The following is a 23,898-nucleotide window of genomic DNA, read 5'->3' as shown; positions in this document are numbered from 1 at the left end:
GAATGATGCCGATATGATAGGAAGTTTATTGATATGTGTAAAGATAAATTTACATATAAAAAGGGCAATCCTTGACTGCCCTTTTTCATGATTTTTTGTATTATTTTTTCACTGCACGCTCAAGTTCTTGTGCGATGATTTCCATGCTTTCTAAACCACCAAACGCAAGATACCAATTGGCTGCATCAAGATACACAATGTGTCCATCTTTATACGCTTTGGTTTGTTTGATGATATCGTTATCCAATACTTTTTGTGCATTGTTGGCTTTTTCTGTAATGGCTGCTGTACGATCCACTACGAGTAAAAAGTCTGGATTTTTTTCTAAAATATATTCAAAACCAACACTTTGTCCGTGCGTAGATGATTTGATGCTGTCATCAATCGGTTTAAAACCAAATTTTTGATACACCATGCCATAGCGAGAGCCATCACCAAAGGCACTGATTTTACTTTCATTAACCAATACCAATAAAGCTGTTTTGTCTTTCGCATCTTTGGCGACTTGGTCAACCTTACTTTCCAATGCTGAAAGTTTTTCTTTCGCAACATTTTCTTTGCCAAAGATCTGACCAAGTGCGGTCACATTTTGTTGAAAACTCGGGTAGTAATTGTTGTAGTCATTTTCAACATTAAACACTGGCGCAATTTCTTTAAATTTGTCGATCATTTTTTCTTGACGTTTAGACGCAATGATCAAATCCGGATTGAGTTCGTTGATTTGCTCCAATGATTGTTCTTTCAAATCACCGACATTCTTATATTTTTTGTCTGCAAATTCAGAAAGGTAACTTGGAATTTTTCCGCTTTGTGGGAAGCCCACAATTTTATCTTGCACACCTAATGCACGAAGCGTATCTGCCGCCCCAAAATCAAGCACAATGACACGCTGTGGATTTTGTGGCACAACCTGTTTTCCAGCGGCATTTTCAACGGTAATATCCGCCGCTTGTGCAATACCAGCAAATGCAAAGAGTGAAAGCGCTAAAGTTGATAATGTTTTTTTCATGAAGATTTCCTTATTTATCTAAAATAAACGGCAATTTTATGGTCGTCGATATCCTGAATAGGTATCGCCATATCATAAATATCTTGTAACACGGGCGATTGCATAATGTGGTTAACTTCACCTTGGTGGACTAATTTTCCATTTTTCATAGCAACAATGTAGTCTGAATAACAAGAGGCAAAATTAATATCGTGAATCACAATCACCACGGTTTTGTTGAGTTCTGTCGCTAATTTACGCAAAACTTGCATGATCTGCACTGAATGTTTCATATCCAGATTATTTAAGGGCTCATCCAACAAAATATAATCCGTATCTTGTGCCAGTGTCATCGCAATATAAGCGCGTTGTCGCTGCCCGCCACTTAAACTATCGATATATTGATGACGAATATCATCTAAATTCATATAGGCAATAGCATTATCAATAAAAGTGCGGTCATTTTGGGTTAAGTTTCCTTTGCAATAAGGAAAACGACCAAAAGCGACTAAATCTTCAATGGTTAGACGTAAATTAATGTTGTTAGTTTGTTTTAAGATCGCCAGTCGTTTTGCGATATCGCAACTTTTTTTGCGGTTGAGTAATTCACCATTGAGGTAGATCTCGCCGCTATCCGCATTCAACAAACGACTCATAATAGATAGTACGGTACTCTTCCCCGCGCCATTCGGCCCGATAAAAGACGTAATTTTCCCCGTAGGAATGGTAACGGACACATCATCCACCACCTTTTTGCTTCCGTAACTTTTAGTAATATTGCGAATTTCTATTGCCATTTTTTGTTTGCTCTTAATAACAAATAAATAAAATACACGCCACCGACAAAATTAACAATGATGCTTAATGTCGTGCGGAACGTAAAAATATGGGTCACTAATAATTGCCCTAAAACCAAGGTTATGATGGAAATTAACATCGCAGCAGGAATGAGGACTTTGTGGCGATAATCTCGAATAAATTCAAAGGTCACATTCATCACCAATAGCCCAAGGAACGTAAGTGGGCCAACAAGTGCGGTCGACACTGACGTTAAAATTGCCACGAGAATTAATAGGACTTTTAAGGTCTTTTGGTAATCAATCCCTAAGTTAATGGCATTTTCTCGTCCTAATGCCAACACATCAAAGCAATGCCAATATCTTAAACTGAAAACAATCGTCGCCACTAAAATGGCTAATGCGACCCACAAGATTTGAGTATTGATTCGATTGAAACTGGCAAAGCCAATATCTTGTGCGATCTGGAATTCATTTGGGTCAATCAACACTTCCATAAACGTTGTTAAGCTACCAAAGAAGGTGCCGAAAATAATCCCGACAAGCAACAAGAAGAAAATATTTTGGTTCTCTTTCTTAAATAGGAAGTGATAAAGCACTAATGAAAAGGCCATCATTAATCCCGTACACAAGACAAACAATGCAATAGAATTCATGGAAAGCAATGTGCTTGAACCGAAAAGGAAAATAATCGTCGTTTGAATTAGCAAATACAACGAATCTAACCCTAAAATACTCGGCGTGAGAATTCGGTTATTCACGACCGTTTGGAAAATCATCGTAGCAAGTGCAATTGCCGCGCCTGTAATGACAATCGCAATTAATGATAAGGCACGATTTTCCAAGGCATATTGCCAACGGTTTGGTAAGTTGTAGCCTAAATAAAGTGCAAGAGAAACAATGGCTAACAACGACAATATAATCAGTTGAGAAGAAGATTTCTTAGCCATTTCTATACCGTTTTAATAATAAAAATAAGAAGATACCACTGCCAAATACACCAACCACGGCATTAATGGAAATCTCATAAGGATAAATCACACTTCGACCTAAAATATCGCAGAATAAAACAAATACAGCGCCTAACAAGGCGGTATGAGATAGCACTTTCTTCAAGTTATCCCCTAAATAAAGCGTGACGATATTCGGAATAATTAACCCCAAGAAAGGGATCACGCCAACAGACACGATAATAATCGAAGACACCACCGCCACAATGAGCAAACCGAGATAAAGGACTTGGTTATAATTTAGACCTAGATTAACCGCAAAATCTTTTCCCATCCCAACAATAGAAAAACGATGCGCAAATAAATAAGCCACGATGAGTGTAGGAATACTAAAATACAACAATTCATAACGACCAGACATTACAAGAGAAAAATCCCCTTGTAGCCACCCAGATAAGTTTTGCAATAAATCTTCTTTGTAAGCGATAAAAGCAGTAATTGAACTGATGATATTACCAAACATAATCCCCACTAAAGGCACAAAAATCGTGTCCTTGAATTTCAAACGGGACAGAATCGTCATAAATAACAATGTGCCAAGGAAAGATACGATGACCGCAATGGTGGTTTTTAACAACATTGAAGCCGTTGGGAAAAACAGCATCGCCATTAAAATGCCTAATCTTGCACTGTCCATGGTGCCCGCGGTGGTAGGCGAAACAAATCGGTTTCGGCTGAGTTGCTGCATCACTAAGCCACAAATACTTAAGGATGCACCCGCAATCAAGATACTGATTAAACGAGGCACTCGACTGATAAAAAATATCTGCCATTGATTACCTTCAAAATTCAGTAACCCTTGCAGATTAACAGTACTTACCCCGAGAAAAAGTGAAACAAAGGAAAGCACGATCAAAAGAAAAATCAGATAACGTCGCTTAATCATAAAAATGAGAATAATTCTAAAATGCAAAAAGGATAGCATATTGATAGAAGAGAGAAAAGATGAAGTGCAGTCAGTTTTCAGTTAATTTTTAGACATACAAAAATGCGGTCAAATTTGACCGCACTTTATTCACTATAATTTTAACGTTATTTCCACTTCTTTTGCACGGATTAAGAATTGTTTACGTTCTGCTGTTGCCATTCCGCTACTGGTACCCGGCAACTTCACTGTAAGCGGGTTTACTGCACGATCATTTATATGGAATTCATAGTGTAAATGAGGCCCCGTTGAGATACCTGTATTTCCTGTTAATGCAATACGCTCCCCTTTCTTCACCATTTGCCCCGCTCTGACTAAAGCTCGGCTTAAATGCATATAAACCGTTTGATATTCCCGACCATGACGTATCACTATATAACGTCCCGCACCACCTGCTTGATAAGCCACTTTTTCCACTAAGCCTTCTGCTGGCGCAATAACTGGTGTGCCTGGTGCTACGGCAAAATCTACCCCTTTATGTGGACGAACACGTCCCGTTACCGGATGGCGGCGATTTGGGTTAAATGGGGAAGAAATACGCGCTTGACGTTGTAATGGATAACGAGCAAAGCCTTTACCAAGAGTTTCACCTTGTTTATCGTAATAACGGCCATTCGCCGCTTGAATACCATAATAGCTCTTACCATCTGCCATAATATGAATGGCTTCAACGTTACCTTGACCGGTTAATTTATCACCTAAATATTCACGTGATACTAAAATCGCAAATTTGGTGCCTTTACTAAGTTTTTGAAGGCTTACCTGCCACTGTAACGCAGAGCTTAACTGGCTGATTTGACGTCCATCCAAACCTAAATCACGTAAACTCGATGCAAAGGATCCGTTAATCGTACCTTTTAACACCTCTTTCTTCCAAATGCTTTTCTTCTCTAAAATTTGGCGTTTAAACTTACCGTTTTCAGTCCGTTCATAAATACGTTCTTCTTTTTCAGATACCAACCAATTTAAATATTCTAGTTGATCTTCTTTATCTAAAATCCAATAGAACTGTTGACCTGCGCGAAGTGTTTTTAATTCAGGATAAGCAGTAATCAAATTCTTTGCGGTATCATCTTCCAACCCTGAAAGCTCTAATACATCCTTTAATGAATCACCACGCACTACGGTATGGCTAAATTGATCGGTAATACGCAGAGCCTGATCAGCCACATCTAAAATACCACTCAGCGCATCTTGCGCATCTTTTGGTAAATCATTGAGATCATCAAATTGTGGTTTGATTTCATCCACTTCATCATCTTTGGCTTGAAGTTCATCATCATAAGAGGTTGCATCTTCCGTATTAGCATGTTGTTTCGCTTCAGGGTGTTCACCTTCTTGAGATTGAGGATTTCCTGATTCTGTTTTTTCAGGTGTAAGAGATTGATATTGAACGTTATCCACCATCTCTGGTTCAAGATTGCTTTGCAGGGAAGGATCATAATCAGCAGTGTCTTTAAAGGCGAGGAAAATGCCCGTTAAAATAAGCAAAAGTGCAGCAAAAAAAATCACCGCTTTTATGCGGGATTTTCTTTTCCGTCGATCTCTAGCTAATTTAACGTGTTGCAAAATAGATACCTTTAAAATGAATAAAAAGCTTTTCGCTCTTCAGACTACAAACTCTAAAAAAAATTCATTTTACCCTAAAAATGTAAAATATTATGCCTAAATATTAGGCATTGTCAGAATTTCTTGAGAAAAATGAGGAAATAAGCTATTTTAGTGAGCCATTTTTAAAGGGGGAATTATGCAAATTCACGCCATTCAACCAGCCCAATCCACACCGTTAATTACGCTGAAAAATATTAATGTGGTTTTTGATCAAAAGACGGCATTGCGGGATATTAATCTCAGTATTTATCCAAACTCAATTATCACCATTGTCGGGCCAAATGGTGGGGGAAAATCGACGCTCTTAAAAACCTTATTAAAATTACAAACGCCTACATCCGGTGAAGTCATTTATAGCACGAATGTCAGAATTGGCTATGTCCCACAAAAAATTCACTTAGATCACAGCTTACCGATGACGGTTGAGCGTTTTCTGGCACTCAAAAAAGGTGTTAAAACGCAAGAAATATCAACCGCACTTGAGCAACTCTCTATCACTCATTTGAGAAAAAATAATATGCAAAAACTCTCAGGTGGGGAAATGCAACGCGTGTTATTAGCTCGTGCGATTTTGAACAAACCCAATTTACTGGTGCTAGATGAACCAACTCAAGGGGTCGATATTAATGGTCAAGCTGAACTTTATCAGCTGATTCACCGTACTCAACAAGCCTTAAATTGTGCGGTTTTAATGGTTTCCCATGATTTGCATATCGTGATGGCGGACAGTAAAGAAGTGTTGTGCATCAATCAACATATTCGCTGTGCCGGCACACCCGAAAGTTTATCGAATGATCCAACATTTATACGCCTTTGGGGCAACCAAATCTCACAAAATGTGGGCTTTTATACGCACCATCATAATCATCATCATAATATGCACGGTGATGTTTGTAGTTGCAGTGCCAATCCATCTGAATGCCAACAATAAGGAAAAATCATGTTTGAGATTTTATTTCCCGCCTTGCTTACGGGATTACTGCTTTCCTTAATTACCGCACCACTGGGTGCTTTTGTGGTGTGGCGTAAAATGGCTTATTTTGGTGATACCCTTTCCCACTCAGCCTTGCTTGGTGTGGCGTTAGGGATTTTCTTACAAATTAACCCTTATGTTGCCATTGTAATTTTGACGATTATTCTCGCCGTATTAATGGTTTGGCTCGAAAGTAACACGCAATTTTCAGTGGATACCCTTTTAGGCATTATCGCACACAGTTGTCTTTCCCTTGGTGTGGTTACGGTTGGCTTACTAAAAAATGTCCGCGTAGATTTAATGAGTTATCTTTTTGGGGATTTGCTCGCCATTAATTTTAACGACTTACCTTATATTGGCACGGGTGTCCTCATTGTATTAGGCACACTGCTTTACTTCTGGCAAGCCTTACTCTCCACCACAGTTTCACCTGAACTGGCTCAAGTGGAAGGCATTAACATTAAAAAAATGCGATTTATCTTAATGATTTTGACCGCACTGACGATCGCATTAAGTATGAAGTTTGTTGGGGCACTGATTATTACATCACTCTTAATTATTCCCGCCGCAACAGCAAGACGTTTTGCCAAAACACCTGAACAAATGGTATTTATTGCGATTTTAATCAGTATGCTTTCTGTCGTTGGCGGGTTATTTCTTTCCGCCTTTTATGATACAGCTGCGGGGCCTTCCGTCGTAATTTGTTCCGCATTTTTGTTTTTGTTATCATTACTAAAAAAGGAATATTTATAATCCGCTCCAACCAGTGAAAACCATTTGCACCGCACCTTAAATCTTGATAAAGTGCGGGCAACTTTTGACGATATTTTAGGATAAGAAATGAGCCAAGAATATTTAGATTTTGAATTACCTATTGCTGAACTTGAAGCCAAAATTGAAGCACTACGTTCAGCATCTGATGACAAAATTGATTTACACGATGAAATTAAACGCTTACAAAAGAAAAGCGATGAATTAACCAAAAAAACCTTTGCAAATCTTGATGCATGGCAGGTTTCTCGTATGGCACGTCACCCAAATCGTCCATACACCCTTGATTATATCGAACATATTTTTACTGATTTCCAAGAGCTTGCTGGCGATCGTGCTTTTGCTGATGATAAAGCAATCGTTGGAGGCCTTGCGCGTTTAGATGGCCGTGCTGTGATGGTTATCGGTCATCAAAAAGGCCGTACGGTAAAAGATAAAGTGACACGTAACTTTGGTATGCCTGCACCTGAAGGCTATCGTAAAGCATTACGTTTAATGCAAATGGCTGAGCGTTTTAACTTACCTATTATTACCTTTATCGACACGCCAGGGGCTTACCCTGGCATCGGTGCGGAAGAACGTGGCCAATCTGAAGCGATTGCTCGTAACTTACGCGAAATGTCTACCTTAAAAGTACCGGTTATCTGTACGGTAATCGGTGAAGGCGGTTCCGGTGGTGCGTTAGCCATTGGTGTGGGCGACAAAGTGAATATGTTGCAATATTCAACTTATTCCGTTATTTCACCAGAAGGCTGCGCTTCAATCTTGTGGAAGAGCGCTGAAAAAGCGTCAACCGCAGCAGAAGTCATGGGATTAACCGCGGCTCGTTTAAAAGAGTTAGGTTTAATTGATAATATCGTTCCAGAGCCATTAGGTGGTGCGCATCGTAATTATCATGAAATGGCACGCAATTTAAAACACTGTCTTGTTGAAGAGCTAAATGAATTAGATACTTTCGACAAAGATGGCTTATTAGAAAGACGTTACGAACGTTTAATGTCTTACGGTTATTGTTAATAATATATAAAAAGAGCGGTTAATTTAACCGCTCTTTTTGTGTTTTGAGAATAAAGCATAGATACGAGCAAAAGTATCAACACTAAAATAAAAATAATGTAAAAGGAGTTCAAAATGAAAAATGTATTAGCCATTCAATCTCACGTGGTTTATGGTTTCGCTGGTAATAAATCTGCCACCTTCCCAATGCAGCTATTAGGCGTGGATGTATGGGCACTCAATACCGTGCAATTCTCTAACCATACCCAATATGGCAAATGGACTGGCATGGTGATTCCACAAGAACAAATTGGTGAAATTGCTAACGGTTTAGATGCCATTGGGAAACTGCAAGAATGTGATGCGTTGCTTTCTGGCTATTTAGGTTCAGCTGAACAAGTTGACCAAATTATCTATGCTTTAGAAAAAATCAAAGCACGTAACCTTAGTGCACTTTACTTGTGCGATCCTGTTATGCCAAATGCAGAAAAAGTCTGCGTGGTCGCCGATGGCGTACGTGAACGCTTAATTGAAAAAGCCATTCCGCGCGCGGATATCATGACACCAAACCTTTCAGAGCTTCGTACACTTTCTGATTTCCCTATCAACACCTTTGAAGATGTGCTGAAAGCAGCTAATGCATTAATTGCCAAAGGTGTGAAAAAAGTATTGGTCAAACATCTAGGAACTGCAGGCAAACTCAATGATCCTGATACCTTTGAAATTATTATGGCGACACCTGAAGGTGTATGGCATTTAAACCGTCCACTTTATAAATTCAACTTTGAACCTGTTGGTGTGGGCGATTTAATTGCCGGTACTTTCTTGGCGCATTACTTAAACTGTGACAATGATGTCGAAGCCTTTGAAAAAATGAATAATGCCGTGGCGGGTGTGATGAAAACCACCTTTGATTTGAAATCTTACGAACTCCAACCTATTGCGGCGCGTTTTGAGATCTTAAATCCAAGCACAAACTACAAAGCTGTTAAAGTGGCCTAATGGATCTTTTTTCATTATTCCAAGCACAAATTCCAACCACCGCCAATAAGCTTCTCATTGCATTTAGCGGTGGTTTGGATTCCACTGCACTGCTTTCTTTAGTTAAAAAACTCAGCGAACAACGACCGCACTTAAGCCTGCGAGCTATCCATATCCATCACGGATTAAGCCCGAATGCGGATACTTGGACGGCTCATTGCCAACAACTCTGTAAACAATTTGCGATTCCACTTATTATTGAAAAAGTCAAAGTGGAAATGCACGATGGCATTGAAGCGGGTGCAAGAGAAGCCCGTTATCAGGCCATTTCGACACATATTCAACCTGACGAATATCTGGTCACTGCACATCATTTAAATGATCAAACTGAGACCTTTTTCCTCGCATTAAAACGCGGCGCGGGATTACAAGGTTTGGGCGCTATGCAAAAAGAAAGTCAATTGTTCGGAATGCCTATTCTACGCCCCCTCCTTTCTTTTAGCCGTAATGAATTAGAAGATTACGTTTATCAAGAAAATCTGTCTTGGGTCGAAGACGAAAGCAATCAAGATAATCATTACGATCGTAATTTCTTACGCAACCAAATTTTGCCTGAATTACGCCAACGCTGGAGGCATTTTGATCACGCTGTTCAGCGTGCCGCACAACATTGTTTTGAGCAACAGCAACTGATTAATGAATTATTACAAGGTTGTTTTGAGCAACATCTTCTTGATGATCCAAAACAGTTTTCGCTCTTAAACTTTCTAGCCTATTCATCGCAAAAACAAACCGCACTTTTGCGAATGTGGCTGGGTAAAAATCAGATTGCCATGCCAACGCAGGTTCAATTAATGCATATTATTGATGATGTTATTCAGGCCAAAGCGGATGCATCCCCACAATTTCAACTTGGGGAGCATATTATTCGTCGTTATCAACAATGTCTCTATTTAACCGGAAAACTCGCTGATTTGTCGCAAACTTGCCTTGATATGCCATTAAATCAAAAGATTACCTTACCTGATAATCTTGGAACTATTTATGCCGAATGCAATTCACAAGGTATTTTAGTGCATTGGAATGACAAACAGGTTCAACTTGCTAATACACAAGAACCCATTCAAGTACGATTTGCTTATACTGGAAAAGTAAAACGCCAATATAATCGCCCTGCTGAAATCATGAAAAAAATCTGGCAAGATCTCGGTATTCCGCCTTGGCAACGAAATCGTATTCCACTCATTTTTTATGGTGAGACTTTACAAAGTGCGGTGGGATTTTTCCGTGTTTTTTCAAAATGAAAAAAAATAAAAAATGGGTGATAATTCACCCATTTTTATGATTAAGAAAAGCGTTTAAAATGCCCGCCGTAAATTCTTTCCGTAAATAAAATCCCAGCGGCAAAGTATCAATTACTTCCCCATTCTTACCAATGCCTTTTGTGATAGCTTTGCTGTTTGCACCTTTTGGACGCAGCTGCATCACTTCACCAATACGAGCCGTAATCTGATCTAACTTACCGAGCACAATATAATCCATCAACTCTTCCCAATCTTGGCGCAATTGATGTTCTTGTTCAGTCGAAGGTTGCCATAAGATAGGCTGACCAATATGGCGATCACGTAAAGGGATATCTCGACTGCCTTCAATAGGAATCCACAAGACTTTCGATAATTTATGACGAACGTGCGAATTTTCCCAATTTACCCCTGAGTTTTGAACCAAGGGCGCAAGGCTCACAAACGTGGTTTCCAACGGAAAACCTTCGGCATTAATAGGTAAGGTTTTTAACTCAATGCCTAAATGAGAAAAATCTTGTTCTGCTTTACTACCTGCTGTCGCTCCCAATGCGGTTTCAAGCAACATTCCAACCCAACCTTTGTCTCGTTTTAAATCAGGCGGAACGAGAATATTTAACTCATCTGCAAGTTCGCCAAAGGTTAACCCCGCAATAGATTGCGCTTTTTCTAATAAGGCTTGTTCGGTCTGTGGGATCATGCGTGGTATTTCTTCAATAATTTTGGTTTAACGTATTCTACGCCTTTGTTGATGTAAGGAATATTCTCTAATTTCAATAAAAAGCGTTTTGCTGGTAATCCACCACCAAAGCCGGTAATTTCACATTTTTTCCCTAATACACGATGGCATGGAATAATAATACTAATAGGATTACTCCCTACCGCCCCGCCAACGGCTCGCACCGCTTTAGGGTTATTAATCCTTTCGGCTAATCCACCATAACTCGCTGTTTTACCATAAGGAATTTGACGCAATGCATTCCAAATTGCTTGTTGAAATGCGGTACCTTTAGGCAATAAAGGGATATCGGAGAAACTTTCTGGCTCGCCATTAAAATAACGCGTTAAAGCACATCGTACTTTTTCAAAAAGCGGTAAATCTTCTTGTAAAATCCAATTTGGATTTGGCGTGGTTTGTTCCAATTCACAATCTAAATTTGTAAGATTTTCACCATCAGAAAGCATTAATAACCGACCAATTGGTGAGTCCATATAAGCATAAAAAAGTGCGGTCATTTTTCTCTCGTTTTTTTATGGGTTGATATAAGAAAAAAGCACACCAAACATGCATTTGGTGTGCTACATATTATGCTAAATTTTTAACAAATTAGAAACTGTAGTTTAAGTTTAAACCGTAAAGGTTAGCACTTGCTTTAGAGGTATAATTCGCTGTTACTGTCGCTAAGCCACCAATTGATTGGCTTTCAGTAAAGTGAATTTTTTTACCACGTAAGTGTGCAAAGCCCGCATCAATAGAAAGATTAGGAGTAAATTTATAAGTTGCCCCTACGCTATACCACATACGATCTGTATCTGGAATAGATGCACTCACATGTTCTGTTGGTGCTGCCGCTTCATCATAAGCTATACCGGCACGAAGCGTTAATTTATCATTTACATTATAGGTTGTACCTAATGCATAACGAGAATTGCTACGGTATTTTTCATCTTTATGGAAAGCAAGTTCACCGTCATTAAAGGTGGCGTGTAACTCTTTGAAACGGCTCCAATGTGTAAATTTGTAGCTATAGTGCAATGCCAAATTATCTGTCACTTGGTGGAAACCTGATAATTCTAAATAATCTGGTAAGTGTAATGTTAATCCACCTGCAGCAGGGCCTTGACCACGAATAGTACGACTCGCACTCACAGCATTATCATCTTCAAAGTCAATATCGACTTTTGAATGATAGGCTAAACCAACACGGTTATTTTCGTTAAACTCGTACACTAAACCTGCATTCCAACCGAAACCCCATGCATTTTTATCTTGTAAGTGGGTTAGTACAGTTTCTTTATTCACTCCTTGTAAGCGAGCTAAAGATGCGGCAGCACTTTGAGGAATTTTTCCTGCTTTAACTAGTCCAGGAACTAATGGTGCAACATTTTTTACTGCATCACTTAAAATACCAGCACGACGTTCAATTTCTGCTTTGGCATAAACTGCATTTAACCCCACACCAGCAGTTAAACCTTGAGAAACACGATATGAACCGCTTAAATTTAAGTTAATCGCGCTTAAATCGGTTTTACCGCCGAATACACCTGCATTGTAATCTGATTCATATTCACTTTTTAATCCAAAATTCACATTCATACCACCACCAATGGCAAATTTGTCATTAATTGGTGCCACAAAATACATATTTGGAATCAATGAACCAGGAACAACACTATTATGAGCTGCAGAACCAACAGCAACGGTACGACCTAGTGCATTAACTGTAACTGGACCACTCATGTGAATTTTAGAATCCACATAAACGCCACCCACAGAGAATTGATTAGTTTTGAATAAACTCATTAATGCAGGGTTAGTTGCAACTACTGCAGCATTATCAACAATTGCTGCTTCACCGGCATAAGCACGACCAAGACCGGATGTAGAAACTTCTGCTAATTGGAATGCGGCTGCATTTGCACCGCTTGCTGCTAACAATGTGGTCATTGCTAATAGCGTTTTATTAAATTTTGTCATTTGGAACCTTTTGTTATTAATAATGAAAAAATCCGCGAGATTCTAAAACTCCAATAAATGGAGTGCAAATTATTTTAGATTAATTTAAAAGTGTTCCGACCAGTGATAAATAAATGATATTTAAATTAAAAAAATGCGGCTACTTTGGCAGAGCGTTTTAAAAATGCTAGAATAGAACCAATCTTAATTTTAAATAAGGAAATCCTATGACAGTAACATGCAAAGCAGAAGAATCTCTCACTTGTAGTTGTGTTGATGTGGGTACGATTATTGACGGTTCAGATTGCTCTGTTGATATTCATCAAACCTATGCGAATAAAGCTGAAGCTGAAGCGGCACTTAATCGTTTCATTGAAAAAGCACGCAAAACAGAAAGCGATCCTTGCGACATTAAAAGTGAAATCACAGAAACTGAAAATGGCGCCAATTTAACGGCGCGTTTTACATTTAGCTGCCAAGCTGAAGCGATGATTTTCGAATTAGCAAATCGCTAAAAATATTTTAGAAATTGACCGCACTTTATCATGCAAAATAAAGTGCGGTTATTTTTTTGCTTAAATCCTAATTAAATCACTATCGCAAACGTTTGCTTAATCTGATACAATCACGCCGTTTTATCATTTAACCTAAAAATATAGGATAGCATTGTGAGCAAACCATCATTAAGTTATAAAGATGCAGGCGTGGATATTAATGCCGGTAATGAATTAGTTGAACGAATTAAACCACACGTGAAACGAACTACTCGTCCTGAAGTCATCGGGGGATTAGGTGGGTTTGGCGCATTATGTGCTATTCCGGGCAAATATAAAGAACCGATCCTCGTTTCAGGTACAGACGGTGTAGGAACAAAACTACGTTTAGCCATTGACTTAAAAAAACACGATACCATTGGTATTGATTTGGTTGCGATGTGTGTTAACGATTTAGTGGTTCAAGGCGCCGAACCATTATTCTTTTTAGACTACTATGCGACAGGAAAACTTGATGTGGATGTTGCTTCAGATGTAGTCAAAGGCATCGCAGAAGGATGTGTACAATCTGGTTGTGCATTAGTTGGTGGTGAAACCGCTGAAATGCCAGGTATGTACCACGCTGGCGATTATGACCTTGCAGGTTTCTGTGTGGGAGTCGTCGAAAAGTCAGAAATCATTGATGGTAGCCAAGTTAAAGTAGGAGACGCTTTAATTGCACTAGGTTCAAGTGGCCCACATTCAAATGGTTATTCTTTAATTCGCAAAGTGATTGATGTTGCCGGTGTAAACCCCTCCACTGAGCAATTAAATGGTCGTTCATTAAGTGAACAAGTGCTTGCGCCGACAAAAATCTATGTAAAATCTGTTCTCGCCTTAATCAAACAAACCGAAGTCCATGCTATTGCGCACTTAACCGGTGGCGGTTTCTGGGAAAATATTCCGCGTGTATTACCCAAAAAAACCAAAGCTGTCATCGATGAAAGTAGCTGGGAATGGCAACCTGTGTTCAAATGGTTAAAAGAAAAAGGCAACATTGAAACCTACGAAATGTACCGCACATTCAACTGTGGCGTGGGTATGGTGATTGCATTACCACAATCGCAAGTAGAAACCGCTTTAGCGATTTTAAAACAATCCGGTGAAAATGCATGGTTGATCGGTCATATCGAAAGTGCGACAGATAACGAACCACAAGTAATCATTAAATAATTTTTCTTTTCCATTTCAGGGCGAAAATTTCAGAATGAAAGGTTCGCCCTTCTTTTATATAGAATAATATGAAAAAAATTGCCGTCCTGATTTCAGGACAAGGATCAAATCTTCAAGCGATAATTGAGGCTTGCCAAACAGGCTTTATTCCAGGAAAGATTGTGACCGTCATCAGTAATAAAATCGATTCATTTGGCTTAGAACGCGCTAAAAGTGCGGGCATTCCTAGCCGCGTTTTTTTACGTCAAGATTTTACGTCCAATCTCGATATGGATAAGGCTATAGGTGATTATTTAGACGATCTCAATGTTGATCTCATTGTGTTAGCCGGTTATATGAAAATCTTAACCAAACCATTCACACAACGTTTTACTGGGAAAATTTTAAATATTCACCCTTCCCTTCTACCAAAATACCCAGGATTACACACTTATCAAAGAGCGCTTGAAAATAGCGACAGCGAACATGGAACAACCGTGCACTTTGTCAATGAAGAGGTCGATAGTGGTGCCATTGTATTACAAGCTAAAGTGCCTATTTTTCCTGGCGATACCGTCGGGGAGATTGAACTTCGTACACGTGAACAGGAATATCACATTTATCCTCTAGTGATTAAATGGTTTGTCGAAGATCGATTAAAACTCATTGAAAATCAAGCTTATTTAGACGGCAAGCAGTTGCCACCGAATGGTTACGCTAATGAGTAAAGCAATATGCGATCTTGAAAAGAGTGACTCAAATCACCATTAAACAACCTGATTTTATGAAAAAAACAATAAACCCTGTATAATCGGGGTTTTATTATTGTGGGATATAATATGCAAATTAACTTTACTCAGATTTTTCAAGATAGCCTCAATTTTATGCGTAATCAGCGAAAAACCGTGCTGATTTTCGTTGGGATTTTTGTCGTCTCACAATTAATTAATGCATTAGTCAGTGTCCCAATGCCGAGTTTGGGTGATAATCCTAATCCATCACAACAGGACATTATTGATGCATTAAGCAAAGTTGAGCCAACTGCACTGATTGGATCTTTTTTATTCCAACAATTGTTGATGTCTTTTATTGCAACCTTCGGCATTGCAACTATTCATCATATTAGTCAGCAAAATGAAAATCCGATTAATCAAGGTCTCATGCTGACATTGCGCCGTTTTTTAGGTGTGGTCGTTTTAGATATTTTTATGAGTTTGCCACTTTTATTTGGCCTTGCTGATGTTATGAGCTCATTTTTAAGCAAAAATGCCCTCTCCCCTCTAGCCTTTGTTTCAATGGTATTTGGTTTATTTTTCTTTGTTCGCCTATGCTTATCGCCTGTGCACTATATTGTCTCCAATCAATCTATAGGACAAAGCGCTTTACAAGTATGGCGCGCGGGTATCAAGCGTAATGGCGTATTAATTATTTATGCCTTGCTCACTTATTTACTTCTTCCTTTAGTAGTGAATACCTTTGGTGCAATCTTGGGTTCATCATTTTTAAGTGCTATCGTTGGCATCTTGGCTGCATTATTTCAAATGTTTATTTTGGTATTTACTTACCGTTTTTACAGCTTATTTATGAAGGCATAATATGAAACAACTTCTTGAATTTATTCCGCTTGTTCTCTTTTTCATCACCTACAAAATGTTTGGTGTGCGCGATGCTGCCATCGTATTAGTGATTGCAACCATTATTCAAATGATTGTGCTAAAACTGAAATATGGTGTGATTGAGAAACAACAAAAAATCATGGCAATTGCTGTCGTCTTTTTTGGTCTACTCACTGCCTATTTCAATGAAATCAAATATCTACAATGGAAAGTCACCATTATTAATGCCCTCTTCGCCATTGTTTTATTGGTTGCACAATTCCAATTCAATACGCCATTGGTGAAAAAGTTATTAGGCAAAGAAATCCAATTACCAGATAATGTGTGGAACAAATTAAATATAGGATGGGCAGTATTTTTCATTCTGTGTATGCTTGTAAATATTTATATCAGTCAAAATATGTCAGAAGATGCTTGGGTTGATTTTAAATCTTTCGGTTTACTTGGTATGACCTTTGTTGCAACAATCATCAGCGGTGCTTATATTTACCGTTACTTACCTAAAGATGATCAAAAAAATAACGGGGATAAATAATGGTTACAAATCTTACTGATAAAAACGGTCGTCAATCTAAAGGCGTATTATTACTACGCACCTTAGCAATGCCTTCAGATACCAATGCAAACGGCGATATTTTTGGTGGCTGGATTATGTCACAAATGGATATGGGCGGCGCAATTTTAGCGAAAGAAATTGCCCACGGGCGTGTCGTCACCGTTGCAGTTGAAAGTATGAACTTCATTAAGCCTATCTCTGTAGGGGATGTAGTTTGCTGCTACGGACAATGTCTTAAAGTGGGACGTTCTTCCATTAAAATTAAAGTGGAAGTATGGGTGAAAAAAGTCTCTAGCGAACCCATTGGTGAACGCTATTGTGTCACCGATGCCGTCTTTACCTTTGTTGCAGTGGATGCCGACGGAAAATCTCGCAGCATTCCACGTGAAGGTAACCATGAATTAGAGCAAGCCTTAAAAACAATTGAAGAATTACACCTAAGTTGCTAACAGGAGAAACTATGTACTATGTAATTTTTGCCCAAGATATTCCAGGCTCTTTAGAAAAACGCCTTTCAGTACGTGAGCAACATCTTGCTCGTTTAAAACAATTACAAGTAGAAGGACGTTTATTAACAGCAGGTCCAAATCCAGCCATTGATGATGAAAATCCAGGTGAAGCCGGCTTTACAGGTTCTACTGTGATTGCTCAATTCGAAAGCCTATCTGCAGCGAAAGAATGGGCAGCACAAGATCCTTACGTAGAAGCCGGCGTTTACGGTGATGTGATTGTGAAGCCTTTTAAAAAAGTTTTCTAAATAAAACGAACTCTATACTCAAAGACGGATCTAAATATCCGTCTTCATTTCTTTATATGGAATCTCCTATGCGAGCACTTAAACACACGACAATTTCATTATTTATTTTAACCGCACTTTCAGGTTCAGCTTTGGCGAATCAACATGCGCATAAAAGCAAAAATGAAACTGCACCACAAATTAACCTTGCAGAAGAACAAGCTAAATGGGCACAACAACAGCACGTTCATGAATTAAAGTTGATTGAACAACGTGCGACTTTTCTGCAATTAGAATCACTCCTAAAAAGTGCGGTCAAAAGTAATAATATTTCTAATAATGCGAAGTTATTCCTGAGTTTGATTGATTCCTTAAAAGGCTATCCATTGCAAACTGATGCTATGGCGGCTTATTTAGATGCACGTGTAAAAACTGTTAGTCGCGATACGCCTCGTGAAGAAGTGAATACATTGCGAACAGACATTGAACAATTTCTTCAGCAACATCCCTCTCATTTTCTACGTGGAAAATTAGAACAAAGCATTTTTACATTATTAACCAATGCTGAAGATACTCAAGCACTCGCCAAACTCACACCCAATAATTTGGAAACACAAATTGCCGTGCTTACAGCAAAGTATCAAGTAGAAACGACGAATAGCCCCCAGGCGACAGAAAACTCTTCAAACGATAAGAATAAATCAGCTATTTTGTCTGAGTATGAACAACTTTGGCTTAACAATGCTGAGCTTCCTAATGATGCTCAACTATGGGCGGCTTGGTATTCACAAAGTGGACGCACTGAAGAGAAGATCTATCAAAAAGCAGAAATGCTTTTTAGTAAAAATGACGCGAAAGGTCTCGAAATACTCGCTAAAGAATTAGAAAAAGTTGATAGTGCGAAAGAAAATGCTCAGGTAAATATTGATTTGGCTCTTTATTTGGATCTCTTAAAAAATCCAGCTAATTTGAAAACACTCGCTGAGTCATTGCCATTAATTGATGGTAATACGAATAAAATTATCCATAGATTTGCCGTAGTGCTAGGTTTTTCTCGTTATTTGCGAACTATTCCGGAAAATATGAATGAGCCAACCTTCACCCCTTACGAGCAATGGGCTAAGACCTGGCAATTAAACGAAACTGAATTACGTGATTGGAAAATCGCCTTTATTAGCCGTTTCTTTGATAATGAAAGTCCTAATTTTGTGCAATGGCGCGATCAGGAAATTCTCAAACTCAATGTAGATAACCTCATTGAACGTCGTTTACGTACGGCGATTTGGCAACAAACAGATTTACTCACCTGGTTAAATGCGCTTTCTAATGAAAGCAAACAAAAACAAGAATGGCGTTATTGGATGGGGAAAGCACTCGAAAAAGGGAATAGCCCAAAAGCCAAAGAAATATTCTCTGAATTAAGCAATGAACGCGGATTCTACCCAATGTTGGCGAAAGCAAAATTATATCCTGAAAATCGTGGCGCAGGATATGATTTCGGTCAAACAGAATTATCTGTCGCGCGGAGTATTTCCGATCCCTACTGGGCACATGAATATAAAAAATTTCAACCAGAGCTCGCAGAAATTGCCGAATTACGTCAATTAGATCGATTAGGCGCAGCCAAACAACGTTGGCGTTTTCTGTTAGAAAAATTATCGCAAGAAGAACAACTACAGATTGCTTTAAGCCAATATGCGAATGAACAAAATTGGTTTGAATTAGGTGTGGATGGGTCGATTATTGCGAAAGCATGGGATTATGTCGGATTACGTTTACCAAATGCTTATAGTCAATATTTTGATATTGCTCTCAGTAATGTGAATCTCAGCGAAACGGAACCTCAAGCTATTGTGGATAATCGTGTCACCAAAACTTTTGCGATGGCCATTGCTCGCCAAGAAAGTGCTTGGAATCCAATGGCGCAATCTTCCGCAAATGCACGAGGATTAATGCAATTATTACCGAGCACTGCGCAAAAAACGGCAGAAAATCAGCAACTCCCTTATAACGGAGAATCAGATTTATTCAAACCGCTTAATAATATTTTACTCGGTGCGGCTCACTTAAATGAGCTAAATGCTAAATATCCAAATAATCGCATTTTAATCGCCTCTGCCTATAATGCGGGTGCAAACCGTGTAGAAAAATGGCTTGCAAGAGCCAATGGCAAATTAGCCATGGATGAATTTATTGCCTCCATTCCATTCTTTGAAACGCGAGGTTATGTTCAAAACGTATTAACTTATGATTTTTACTATCAACACCTACAAGACAAAGAAAAATTACAAACCTTTAGCCAAGAGGAATACGATCGGCTATACTAGTCGCACTAGTTTAATAGTATAGGATTGTTGATATGTATATTAGCCGCAATTTAGAACAATGGAATGCTTTCCTCGCGACCTTGCAAACCGCATTTGAGCAAGGCAAAGCACAAGATTTCTTAACGCTTCTGCTCACGCCAGATGAGCGCGATGCGGTGGGTTTACGTTTGCAAATCGTGGCTCAGTTATTGGATAAGAATCTCTCCCAACGAGAGATTCAACAGAATCTCAATACCAGTGCAGCAACCATTACGCGTGGTTCTAATATGCTCAAAACAATGGATCCGGATTTTATAAACTGGGTAAAAAGCCAACTCGATGAGCAAGCTGCAAAAAACTAAGCGAATTCTGACCGCACTTTTACATCTTTTTCGCCCATCTTGGTGGAAAAAAAATTGGCAACGGGTTGCGTGGCGTTTTTCTCTCGTAATCCTCGCGTTTTTTATTTGCTTCCGCTTTATCCCTGTTCCCTTCTCTGCCTATATGGTACAGCAAAAAATTGGGCACTTATTGCAGTTAGATTTTAGCTATTCAATCAAATATGATTGGGTGAGCCTTGATGAAATCTCACCGAATATGCAACTTGCAGTAATTGCCGCTGAAGATCAAAAATTCCCCCACCATTGGGGATTTGATTTTGAGGCAATTCAAAAGGCCTTTAAATTTAATGAAAAATCTCGCCGAACCCGAGGGGCCTCAACGATTTCACAGCAAACTGCGAAAAATCTCCTTCTCTGGCATGGACAAAGTTGGTTTCGTAAAGGGTTAGAAGTTCCCACAACGGCATTAATGGAAATCTTTTGGTCCAAAGAACGGATTTTAGAAGTGTATTTAAACATCGCTGAGTTTGGTAATGGTATCTTTGGTGTGGAAGCAGCTAGTCACTATTATTTCAAAAAATCAGCGAAGAATTTAACTCAATCTGAAGCAGCATTACTCGCTGCAGTTTTACCGAATCCTATTATCTATAAAGTGAATAAGCCTAGTGCGTTAGTTCGCAAAAAACAAAGTTGGATAATGCGACAAATGAATGGATTAGGCTTAAATTATCTGAAAGAAATGTAGATTTGCCATAAAGAAAAAACCTTGAAACTCACTTTAAGTTTCAAGGTTTTAAATTTGGTGGGATAATCTCACTTGAATTAACAATATAATCAATTGATTTATAATGATTTTATTTACCTAACACGTATTCGTTGTTACAATTGGTGTTACTAAAAAACAAAGTGATAGATCATTTATAATACTTAAAACATTGATATGGTACCCTATGGCATGATCACAGTATAGCAAGAGAAAATATCTAAAAAATAAAAAATAGTATTATTTGCCTATTTTTTACACATATTTTTTTAAAAATTTTCTTAATGAAAACATTATTTATATATGAGAATGAATTAGCTCACTCTTCCATACTATAAAGCCAAATATTTACTTAAGGAAATACTTGCTGGCAACCAGAAAGAGGTATAGGATGGTTACATTAAATTTTAGTTAGACCAAAAAATAAGGATTTCTTATTAATATATGAAATAGAGGCTATACGCCTTGTCAAAAAGTGATGATATAGATCGCTTTTTTTAAACGAAACAATATAAGGGTATTACTAGCTAAATAGTAATACCCTTTTTATACGTGAGGACTTTACCATGGATAGAATAATCAGGGTAAAAGAATTTTTAACTATATTAGGAGTATCTAAAAGTACATTCTACATTTGGCAGAATAAAAACTCTGTTTATTATAAACCTAATTTTCCTAAAAAAGTTAGCCTAGGTGCTAACTCCGTAGGCTACTTTGAATCAGATGTAAATAAATACTTAAACGAAATTAAAAAACCAAATGAGGTGCTCTATGCTTAAAACCATAGATGACAATATCTATGCAATTATAAATAGAAAATTGTTATCAGATAAAAAATTTAAAAAATTGACCAGTAATGCTAGAAATGTCCTATATACATTACTCACAAGAAATAAAAATGAAAGTTACGAAATAATGATTACTACTTTCAATTCAGAATCCCTTTTTAACTTAAAAAGAGATTTATTTATTAAAGCTATAAATGAATTGATAAAAGTAGATTATTTAAAAAGAACTGAAATAGATAATATCTATATGCTAAAAATTTAAATCCAAGCCACTATTTAGTGGCTTTTTTATGGAGATTATTATGAAGAAAGAAAATGCAAGTTTTCCAGATAAATGGAAGGGATGGAGATTAAAAAATAATGAGATTGATTACAATGTAGATGATAATAACTATCTACTTTCTAGACGTAACTATTTACTAGATAAAGTAATCGATGATAGCAGTTACAAACTTAAGAATAGCATAGATAGCTATTCAAATAGGCAAGTCTTAGCTTGGGGTTGTGGCTCAGGGAAAACCACAAATTTAAAGGTGTTCTGTGCCAATACTGATAAATCGACTTTAATTATTGTTAAAACGAATGAGGAAATTAAAAAGCTTATTTTTGATATAAAAGCATTAAATCCTAAACAGTCTATTTGTGGAATTTATAAAGGAAGCGATACATTAAAAGAATTAGAGCTTAGTACTTATGCTTTGTTAAAATATAGAATAGTAGTAACCAATAACTGGAGAGCTTTATATGAGTCAAGCAATATTTTCATTGACTATAATGATCCAGTAAAGAGAAGAATAGCAAAAAGAGAATTAGTTATCTTTGATGAGTTTCAGACTCCTTATACAGATATAGTAGTAAATCATGAGAGATTATTAGTAGAATTTTATAATAGAGAGTTGATATACGGAAAAGAGATAAAACTGAATAAAAATGTAATTAAAAATATAATAAATTTTGACAGGGATATTTTTAAAAAATTATTTAATCATTTACCTGATATAAGAAATGAAAATCTATATCATGAAAGAGTTACCTGGTTATTTAATAAACTTATAAAAGCCTTAGGAGACCTATCTAATACAAATATATCATCAGATATTACCATACATCAAGATATCAATGATTTTATAGCTGAAGATACAAAATTAATTATTTTAGATGCTACAGCAGATTTCTTATTTGAAAATGGTAATCATTGGAATGTAGAAAAATACAATCAAAAAAAAGTAGCTATCAATAACAATATTTATTTTGATACCCTATTATCAATGCGAAGGACAAGAAAAATTAAGAAGAAACATAAAGAGGATATTATTGAAGACATAAAAAAACTAGAAAAATATATTTATAATAGTAATAGTAAAAAACATCTTATCGTCACATGGAAAAATACAGATCATATAGACAATCTAGCTAGTTTTATCAAAGAAAATATTAATAAAGACTTACGCAATAAATGTGAGTTTATTCATTATAATTCAGGGAAATGCAGGGCTACAAATGAGTATGTCAAATGCGATTCTATCATATTTTTTGGCGAATGGTTTAATAATACATTTCATGCAGAAAGGCTTTCTGAAGTATTAAATACTAAAATAGAATCTAAAGATCTAGTAAAAGCTGAAATAGTTCAAGCAATTTTTAGAACTCAAGCAAGAATAGAAAAGCCAGTATCTGTCGCATTTTTCTACAATTATAATGAAAAATTATTGGCTGGATATGATTCATTTGAAGAGAGTATTAACAGTATATTGAATATGGAAGATAATGATTTTAAAAGAATGGCTAAAATGAGAAGAATATTAAATATAATGGAAACTGAATTGAATAAGAATACACTAAAAAAAGTCAATAATTTTATTTGTAAAATGAATATTTTAGATTTGAACAATAAAATTGTGGAAATTAAAATTAGCCTTAAAGAATTAAATGATATTATTGATTATAAATTTAAATCTAGGAGAGATGCTATACCACTTCAAAATGCTCTTATTAAATACTTTAATATAGATTTAATTTTATAAAACAAAAGCCTAGTAGAACTTTATTTCTATTAGGCTTTACTTTTATTTAATAT

General features: G+C 37.3%; 26 protein-coding genes. 18 read left to right on the top strand and 8 right to left on the bottom strand.

Annotated elements, in window-relative coordinates; genetic code table 11:
• Nucleotides 1-100: 100 nt before the first annotated feature.
• From HMPREF3263_RS10070 to mepM, 5 genes are all read right to left on the bottom strand, one after another.
• Nucleotides 101-1,009, bottom strand: a complete 909-nt coding sequence (locus HMPREF3263_RS10070) for a siderophore ABC transporter substrate-binding protein (protein ID WP_005697118.1) — start codon at nucleotides 1,007-1,009, stop codon at nucleotides 101-103.
• Nucleotides 1,010-1,023: 14 nt separating this feature from the next.
• Nucleotides 1,024-1,785, bottom strand: a complete 762-nt coding sequence (locus tag HMPREF3263_RS10065) for an iron ABC transporter ATP-binding protein (RefSeq protein WP_005697095.1) — start codon at nucleotides 1,783-1,785, stop codon at nucleotides 1,024-1,026.
• On the bottom strand, nucleotides 1,776-2,735 hold the full coding sequence (locus HMPREF3263_RS10060) for an iron chelate uptake ABC transporter family permease subunit (RefSeq protein ID WP_005697155.1): 960 nt from the start codon (nucleotides 2,733-2,735) through the stop codon (nucleotides 1,776-1,778). Before HMPREF3263_RS10060 ends, HMPREF3263_RS10065 begins: the two co-directional genes overlap by 10 nt.
• Complete coding sequence (locus HMPREF3263_RS10055; protein ID WP_005697091.1) at nucleotides 2,728-3,681, bottom strand: ABC transporter permease; 954 nt, start codon at nucleotides 3,679-3,681, stop codon at nucleotides 2,728-2,730. Before HMPREF3263_RS10055 ends, HMPREF3263_RS10060 begins: the two co-directional genes overlap by 8 nt.
• Nucleotides 3,682-3,813: 132 nt before the next feature.
• The gene (mepM, locus tag HMPREF3263_RS10050) at nucleotides 3,814-5,289 is read right to left on the bottom strand and encodes a murein DD-endopeptidase MepM (protein ID WP_005697089.1); all 1,476 of its coding nucleotides are present in this window, start codon (nucleotides 5,287-5,289) and stop codon (nucleotides 3,814-3,816) included.
• A gap of 178 nt (nucleotides 5,290-5,467) precedes the next feature.
• Between mepM and znuC the strand changes: the two genes are divergently transcribed.
• The 5 genes from znuC (at nucleotide 5,468) to tilS (ending at nucleotide 10,356) form a co-directional block, all read left to right on the top strand.
• On the top strand, nucleotides 5,468-6,262 hold the full coding sequence (gene znuC, locus HMPREF3263_RS10045) for a zinc ABC transporter ATP-binding protein ZnuC (protein WP_070853270.1): 795 nt from the start codon (nucleotides 5,468-5,470) through the stop codon (nucleotides 6,260-6,262).
• Nucleotides 6,263-6,271: 9 nt separating this feature from the next.
• Complete coding sequence (gene znuB, locus HMPREF3263_RS10040) at nucleotides 6,272-7,057, top strand: zinc ABC transporter permease subunit ZnuB (protein WP_005699689.1); 786 nt, start codon at nucleotides 6,272-6,274, stop codon at nucleotides 7,055-7,057.
• Nucleotides 7,058-7,144: 87 nt separating this feature from the next.
• The gene (gene accA / locus HMPREF3263_RS10035) at nucleotides 7,145-8,092 is read left to right on the top strand and encodes an acetyl-CoA carboxylase carboxyl transferase subunit alpha (protein WP_005697172.1); all 948 of its coding nucleotides are present in this window, start codon (nucleotides 7,145-7,147) and stop codon (nucleotides 8,090-8,092) included.
• 114 nt (nucleotides 8,093-8,206) lie between these two features.
• Nucleotides 8,207-9,073: a pyridoxal kinase gene (gene pdxY, locus HMPREF3263_RS10030; protein ID WP_005697149.1), complete on the top strand. Its 867-nt coding sequence runs from the start codon at nucleotides 8,207-8,209 to the stop codon at nucleotides 9,071-9,073.
• Nucleotides 9,073-10,356: a tRNA lysidine(34) synthetase TilS gene (gene tilS / locus HMPREF3263_RS10025; RefSeq protein ID WP_005697097.1), complete on the top strand. Its 1,284-nt coding sequence runs from the start codon at nucleotides 9,073-9,075 to the stop codon at nucleotides 10,354-10,356. The genes pdxY and tilS overlap by 1 nt, the downstream gene beginning before the upstream one ends.
• A 25-nt stretch (nucleotides 10,357-10,381) precedes the next feature.
• Here tilS and mutH read toward each other — a convergent pair whose 3' ends face one another.
• The 3 genes from mutH to HMPREF3263_RS10010 all read right to left on the bottom strand — a co-directional run bounded on the left by mutH (nucleotide 10,382) and on the right by HMPREF3263_RS10010 (nucleotide 13,051).
• Nucleotides 10,382-11,053, bottom strand: coding sequence for a DNA mismatch repair endonuclease MutH (gene mutH / locus HMPREF3263_RS10020; protein WP_005697156.1), 672 nt, complete (start codon nucleotides 11,051-11,053; stop codon nucleotides 10,382-10,384).
• On the bottom strand, nucleotides 11,050-11,589 hold the full coding sequence (locus HMPREF3263_RS10015; RefSeq protein WP_005697123.1) for a methylated-DNA--[protein]-cysteine S-methyltransferase: 540 nt from the start codon (nucleotides 11,587-11,589) through the stop codon (nucleotides 11,050-11,052). Before HMPREF3263_RS10015 ends, mutH begins: the two co-directional genes overlap by 4 nt.
• A gap of 91 nt (nucleotides 11,590-11,680) precedes the next feature.
• Nucleotides 11,681-13,051, bottom strand: coding sequence for a porin (locus HMPREF3263_RS10010; RefSeq protein ID WP_070853269.1), 1,371 nt, complete (start codon nucleotides 13,049-13,051; stop codon nucleotides 11,681-11,683).
• Between the two features lie 206 nt (nucleotides 13,052-13,257).
• Here HMPREF3263_RS10010 and HMPREF3263_RS10005 point away from each other — a divergent pair, with 206 nt between their 5' ends.
• From HMPREF3263_RS10005 to HMPREF3263_RS09945, 13 genes are all read left to right on the top strand, one after another.
• A complete protein-coding gene (locus tag HMPREF3263_RS10005; protein WP_005697117.1) occupies nucleotides 13,258-13,545 on the top strand; it encodes a YfcZ/YiiS family protein in 288 nt (95 codons plus the stop codon).
• 153 nt (nucleotides 13,546-13,698) lie between these two features.
• On the top strand, nucleotides 13,699-14,736 hold the full coding sequence (gene purM / locus HMPREF3263_RS10000; protein ID WP_070853268.1) for a phosphoribosylformylglycinamidine cyclo-ligase: 1,038 nt from the start codon (nucleotides 13,699-13,701) through the stop codon (nucleotides 14,734-14,736).
• Between the two features lie 68 nt (nucleotides 14,737-14,804).
• The gene (gene purN / locus HMPREF3263_RS09995; protein ID WP_070853267.1) at nucleotides 14,805-15,443 is read left to right on the top strand and encodes a phosphoribosylglycinamide formyltransferase; all 639 of its coding nucleotides are present in this window, start codon (nucleotides 14,805-14,807) and stop codon (nucleotides 15,441-15,443) included.
• A 156-nt stretch (nucleotides 15,444-15,599) separates the two neighbouring features.
• On the top strand, nucleotides 15,600-16,310 hold the full coding sequence (locus HMPREF3263_RS09990) for a beta-methylgalactoside transporter (protein WP_239658540.1): 711 nt from the start codon (nucleotides 15,600-15,602) through the stop codon (nucleotides 16,308-16,310).
• A gap of 1 nt (nucleotide 16,311) precedes the next feature.
• Nucleotides 16,312-16,866 (top strand): septation protein A, encoded by a 555-nt coding sequence (locus tag HMPREF3263_RS09985; protein ID WP_070853266.1) that lies wholly within the window; start codon nucleotides 16,312-16,314, stop codon nucleotides 16,864-16,866.
• The gene (gene yciA, locus HMPREF3263_RS09980; RefSeq protein WP_049368042.1) at nucleotides 16,866-17,336 is read left to right on the top strand and encodes an acyl-CoA thioester hydrolase YciA; all 471 of its coding nucleotides are present in this window, start codon (nucleotides 16,866-16,868) and stop codon (nucleotides 17,334-17,336) included. Before HMPREF3263_RS09985 ends, yciA begins: the two co-directional genes overlap by 1 nt.
• An 11-nt stretch (nucleotides 17,337-17,347) precedes the next feature.
• On the top strand, nucleotides 17,348-17,644 hold the full coding sequence (locus HMPREF3263_RS09975) for a YciI family protein (RefSeq protein ID WP_049376454.1): 297 nt from the start codon (nucleotides 17,348-17,350) through the stop codon (nucleotides 17,642-17,644).
• A 68-nt stretch (nucleotides 17,645-17,712) separates the two neighbouring features.
• Nucleotides 17,713-19,950, top strand: a complete 2,238-nt coding sequence (locus HMPREF3263_RS09970) for a transglycosylase SLT domain-containing protein (protein WP_070853265.1) — start codon at nucleotides 17,713-17,715, stop codon at nucleotides 19,948-19,950.
• A gap of 32 nt (nucleotides 19,951-19,982) precedes the next feature.
• Nucleotides 19,983-20,291 (top strand): trp operon repressor, encoded by a 309-nt coding sequence (gene trpR, locus HMPREF3263_RS09965; protein ID WP_005696738.1) that lies wholly within the window; start codon nucleotides 19,983-19,985, stop codon nucleotides 20,289-20,291.
• A complete protein-coding gene (mtgA, locus tag HMPREF3263_RS09960; protein WP_005697098.1) occupies nucleotides 20,269-21,015 on the top strand; it encodes a monofunctional biosynthetic peptidoglycan transglycosylase in 747 nt (248 codons plus the stop codon). The genes trpR and mtgA overlap by 23 nt, the downstream gene beginning before the upstream one ends.
• A gap of 584 nt (nucleotides 21,016-21,599) precedes the next feature.
• Complete coding sequence (locus HMPREF3263_RS09955; RefSeq protein ID WP_070853264.1) at nucleotides 21,600-21,812, top strand: helix-turn-helix transcriptional regulator; 213 nt, start codon at nucleotides 21,600-21,602, stop codon at nucleotides 21,810-21,812.
• Nucleotides 21,805-22,083 carry a hypothetical protein gene (locus tag HMPREF3263_RS09950; RefSeq protein ID WP_070853263.1) on the top strand — a complete coding sequence of 93 codons (279 nt, stop codon included), beginning with the start codon at nucleotides 21,805-21,807 and terminating at the stop codon, nucleotides 22,081-22,083. Before HMPREF3263_RS09955 ends, HMPREF3263_RS09950 begins: the two co-directional genes overlap by 8 nt.
• A 40-nt stretch (nucleotides 22,084-22,123) precedes the next feature.
• Nucleotides 22,124-23,845, top strand: a complete 1,722-nt coding sequence (locus tag HMPREF3263_RS09945) for a DEAD/DEAH box helicase family protein (RefSeq protein ID WP_070853262.1) — start codon at nucleotides 22,124-22,126, stop codon at nucleotides 23,843-23,845.
• Nucleotides 23,846-23,898: the final 53 nt, after the last annotated feature.

The organism is Haemophilus sp. HMSC61B11, assembly GCF_001838615.1.
GTDB lineage: Bacteria > Pseudomonadota > Gammaproteobacteria > Enterobacterales > Pasteurellaceae > Haemophilus_D > Haemophilus_D parainfluenzae_AD.
Note: the sequence above shows the minus strand (reverse complement) of the source record. Positions and strands in the feature narration are given on the sequence as shown.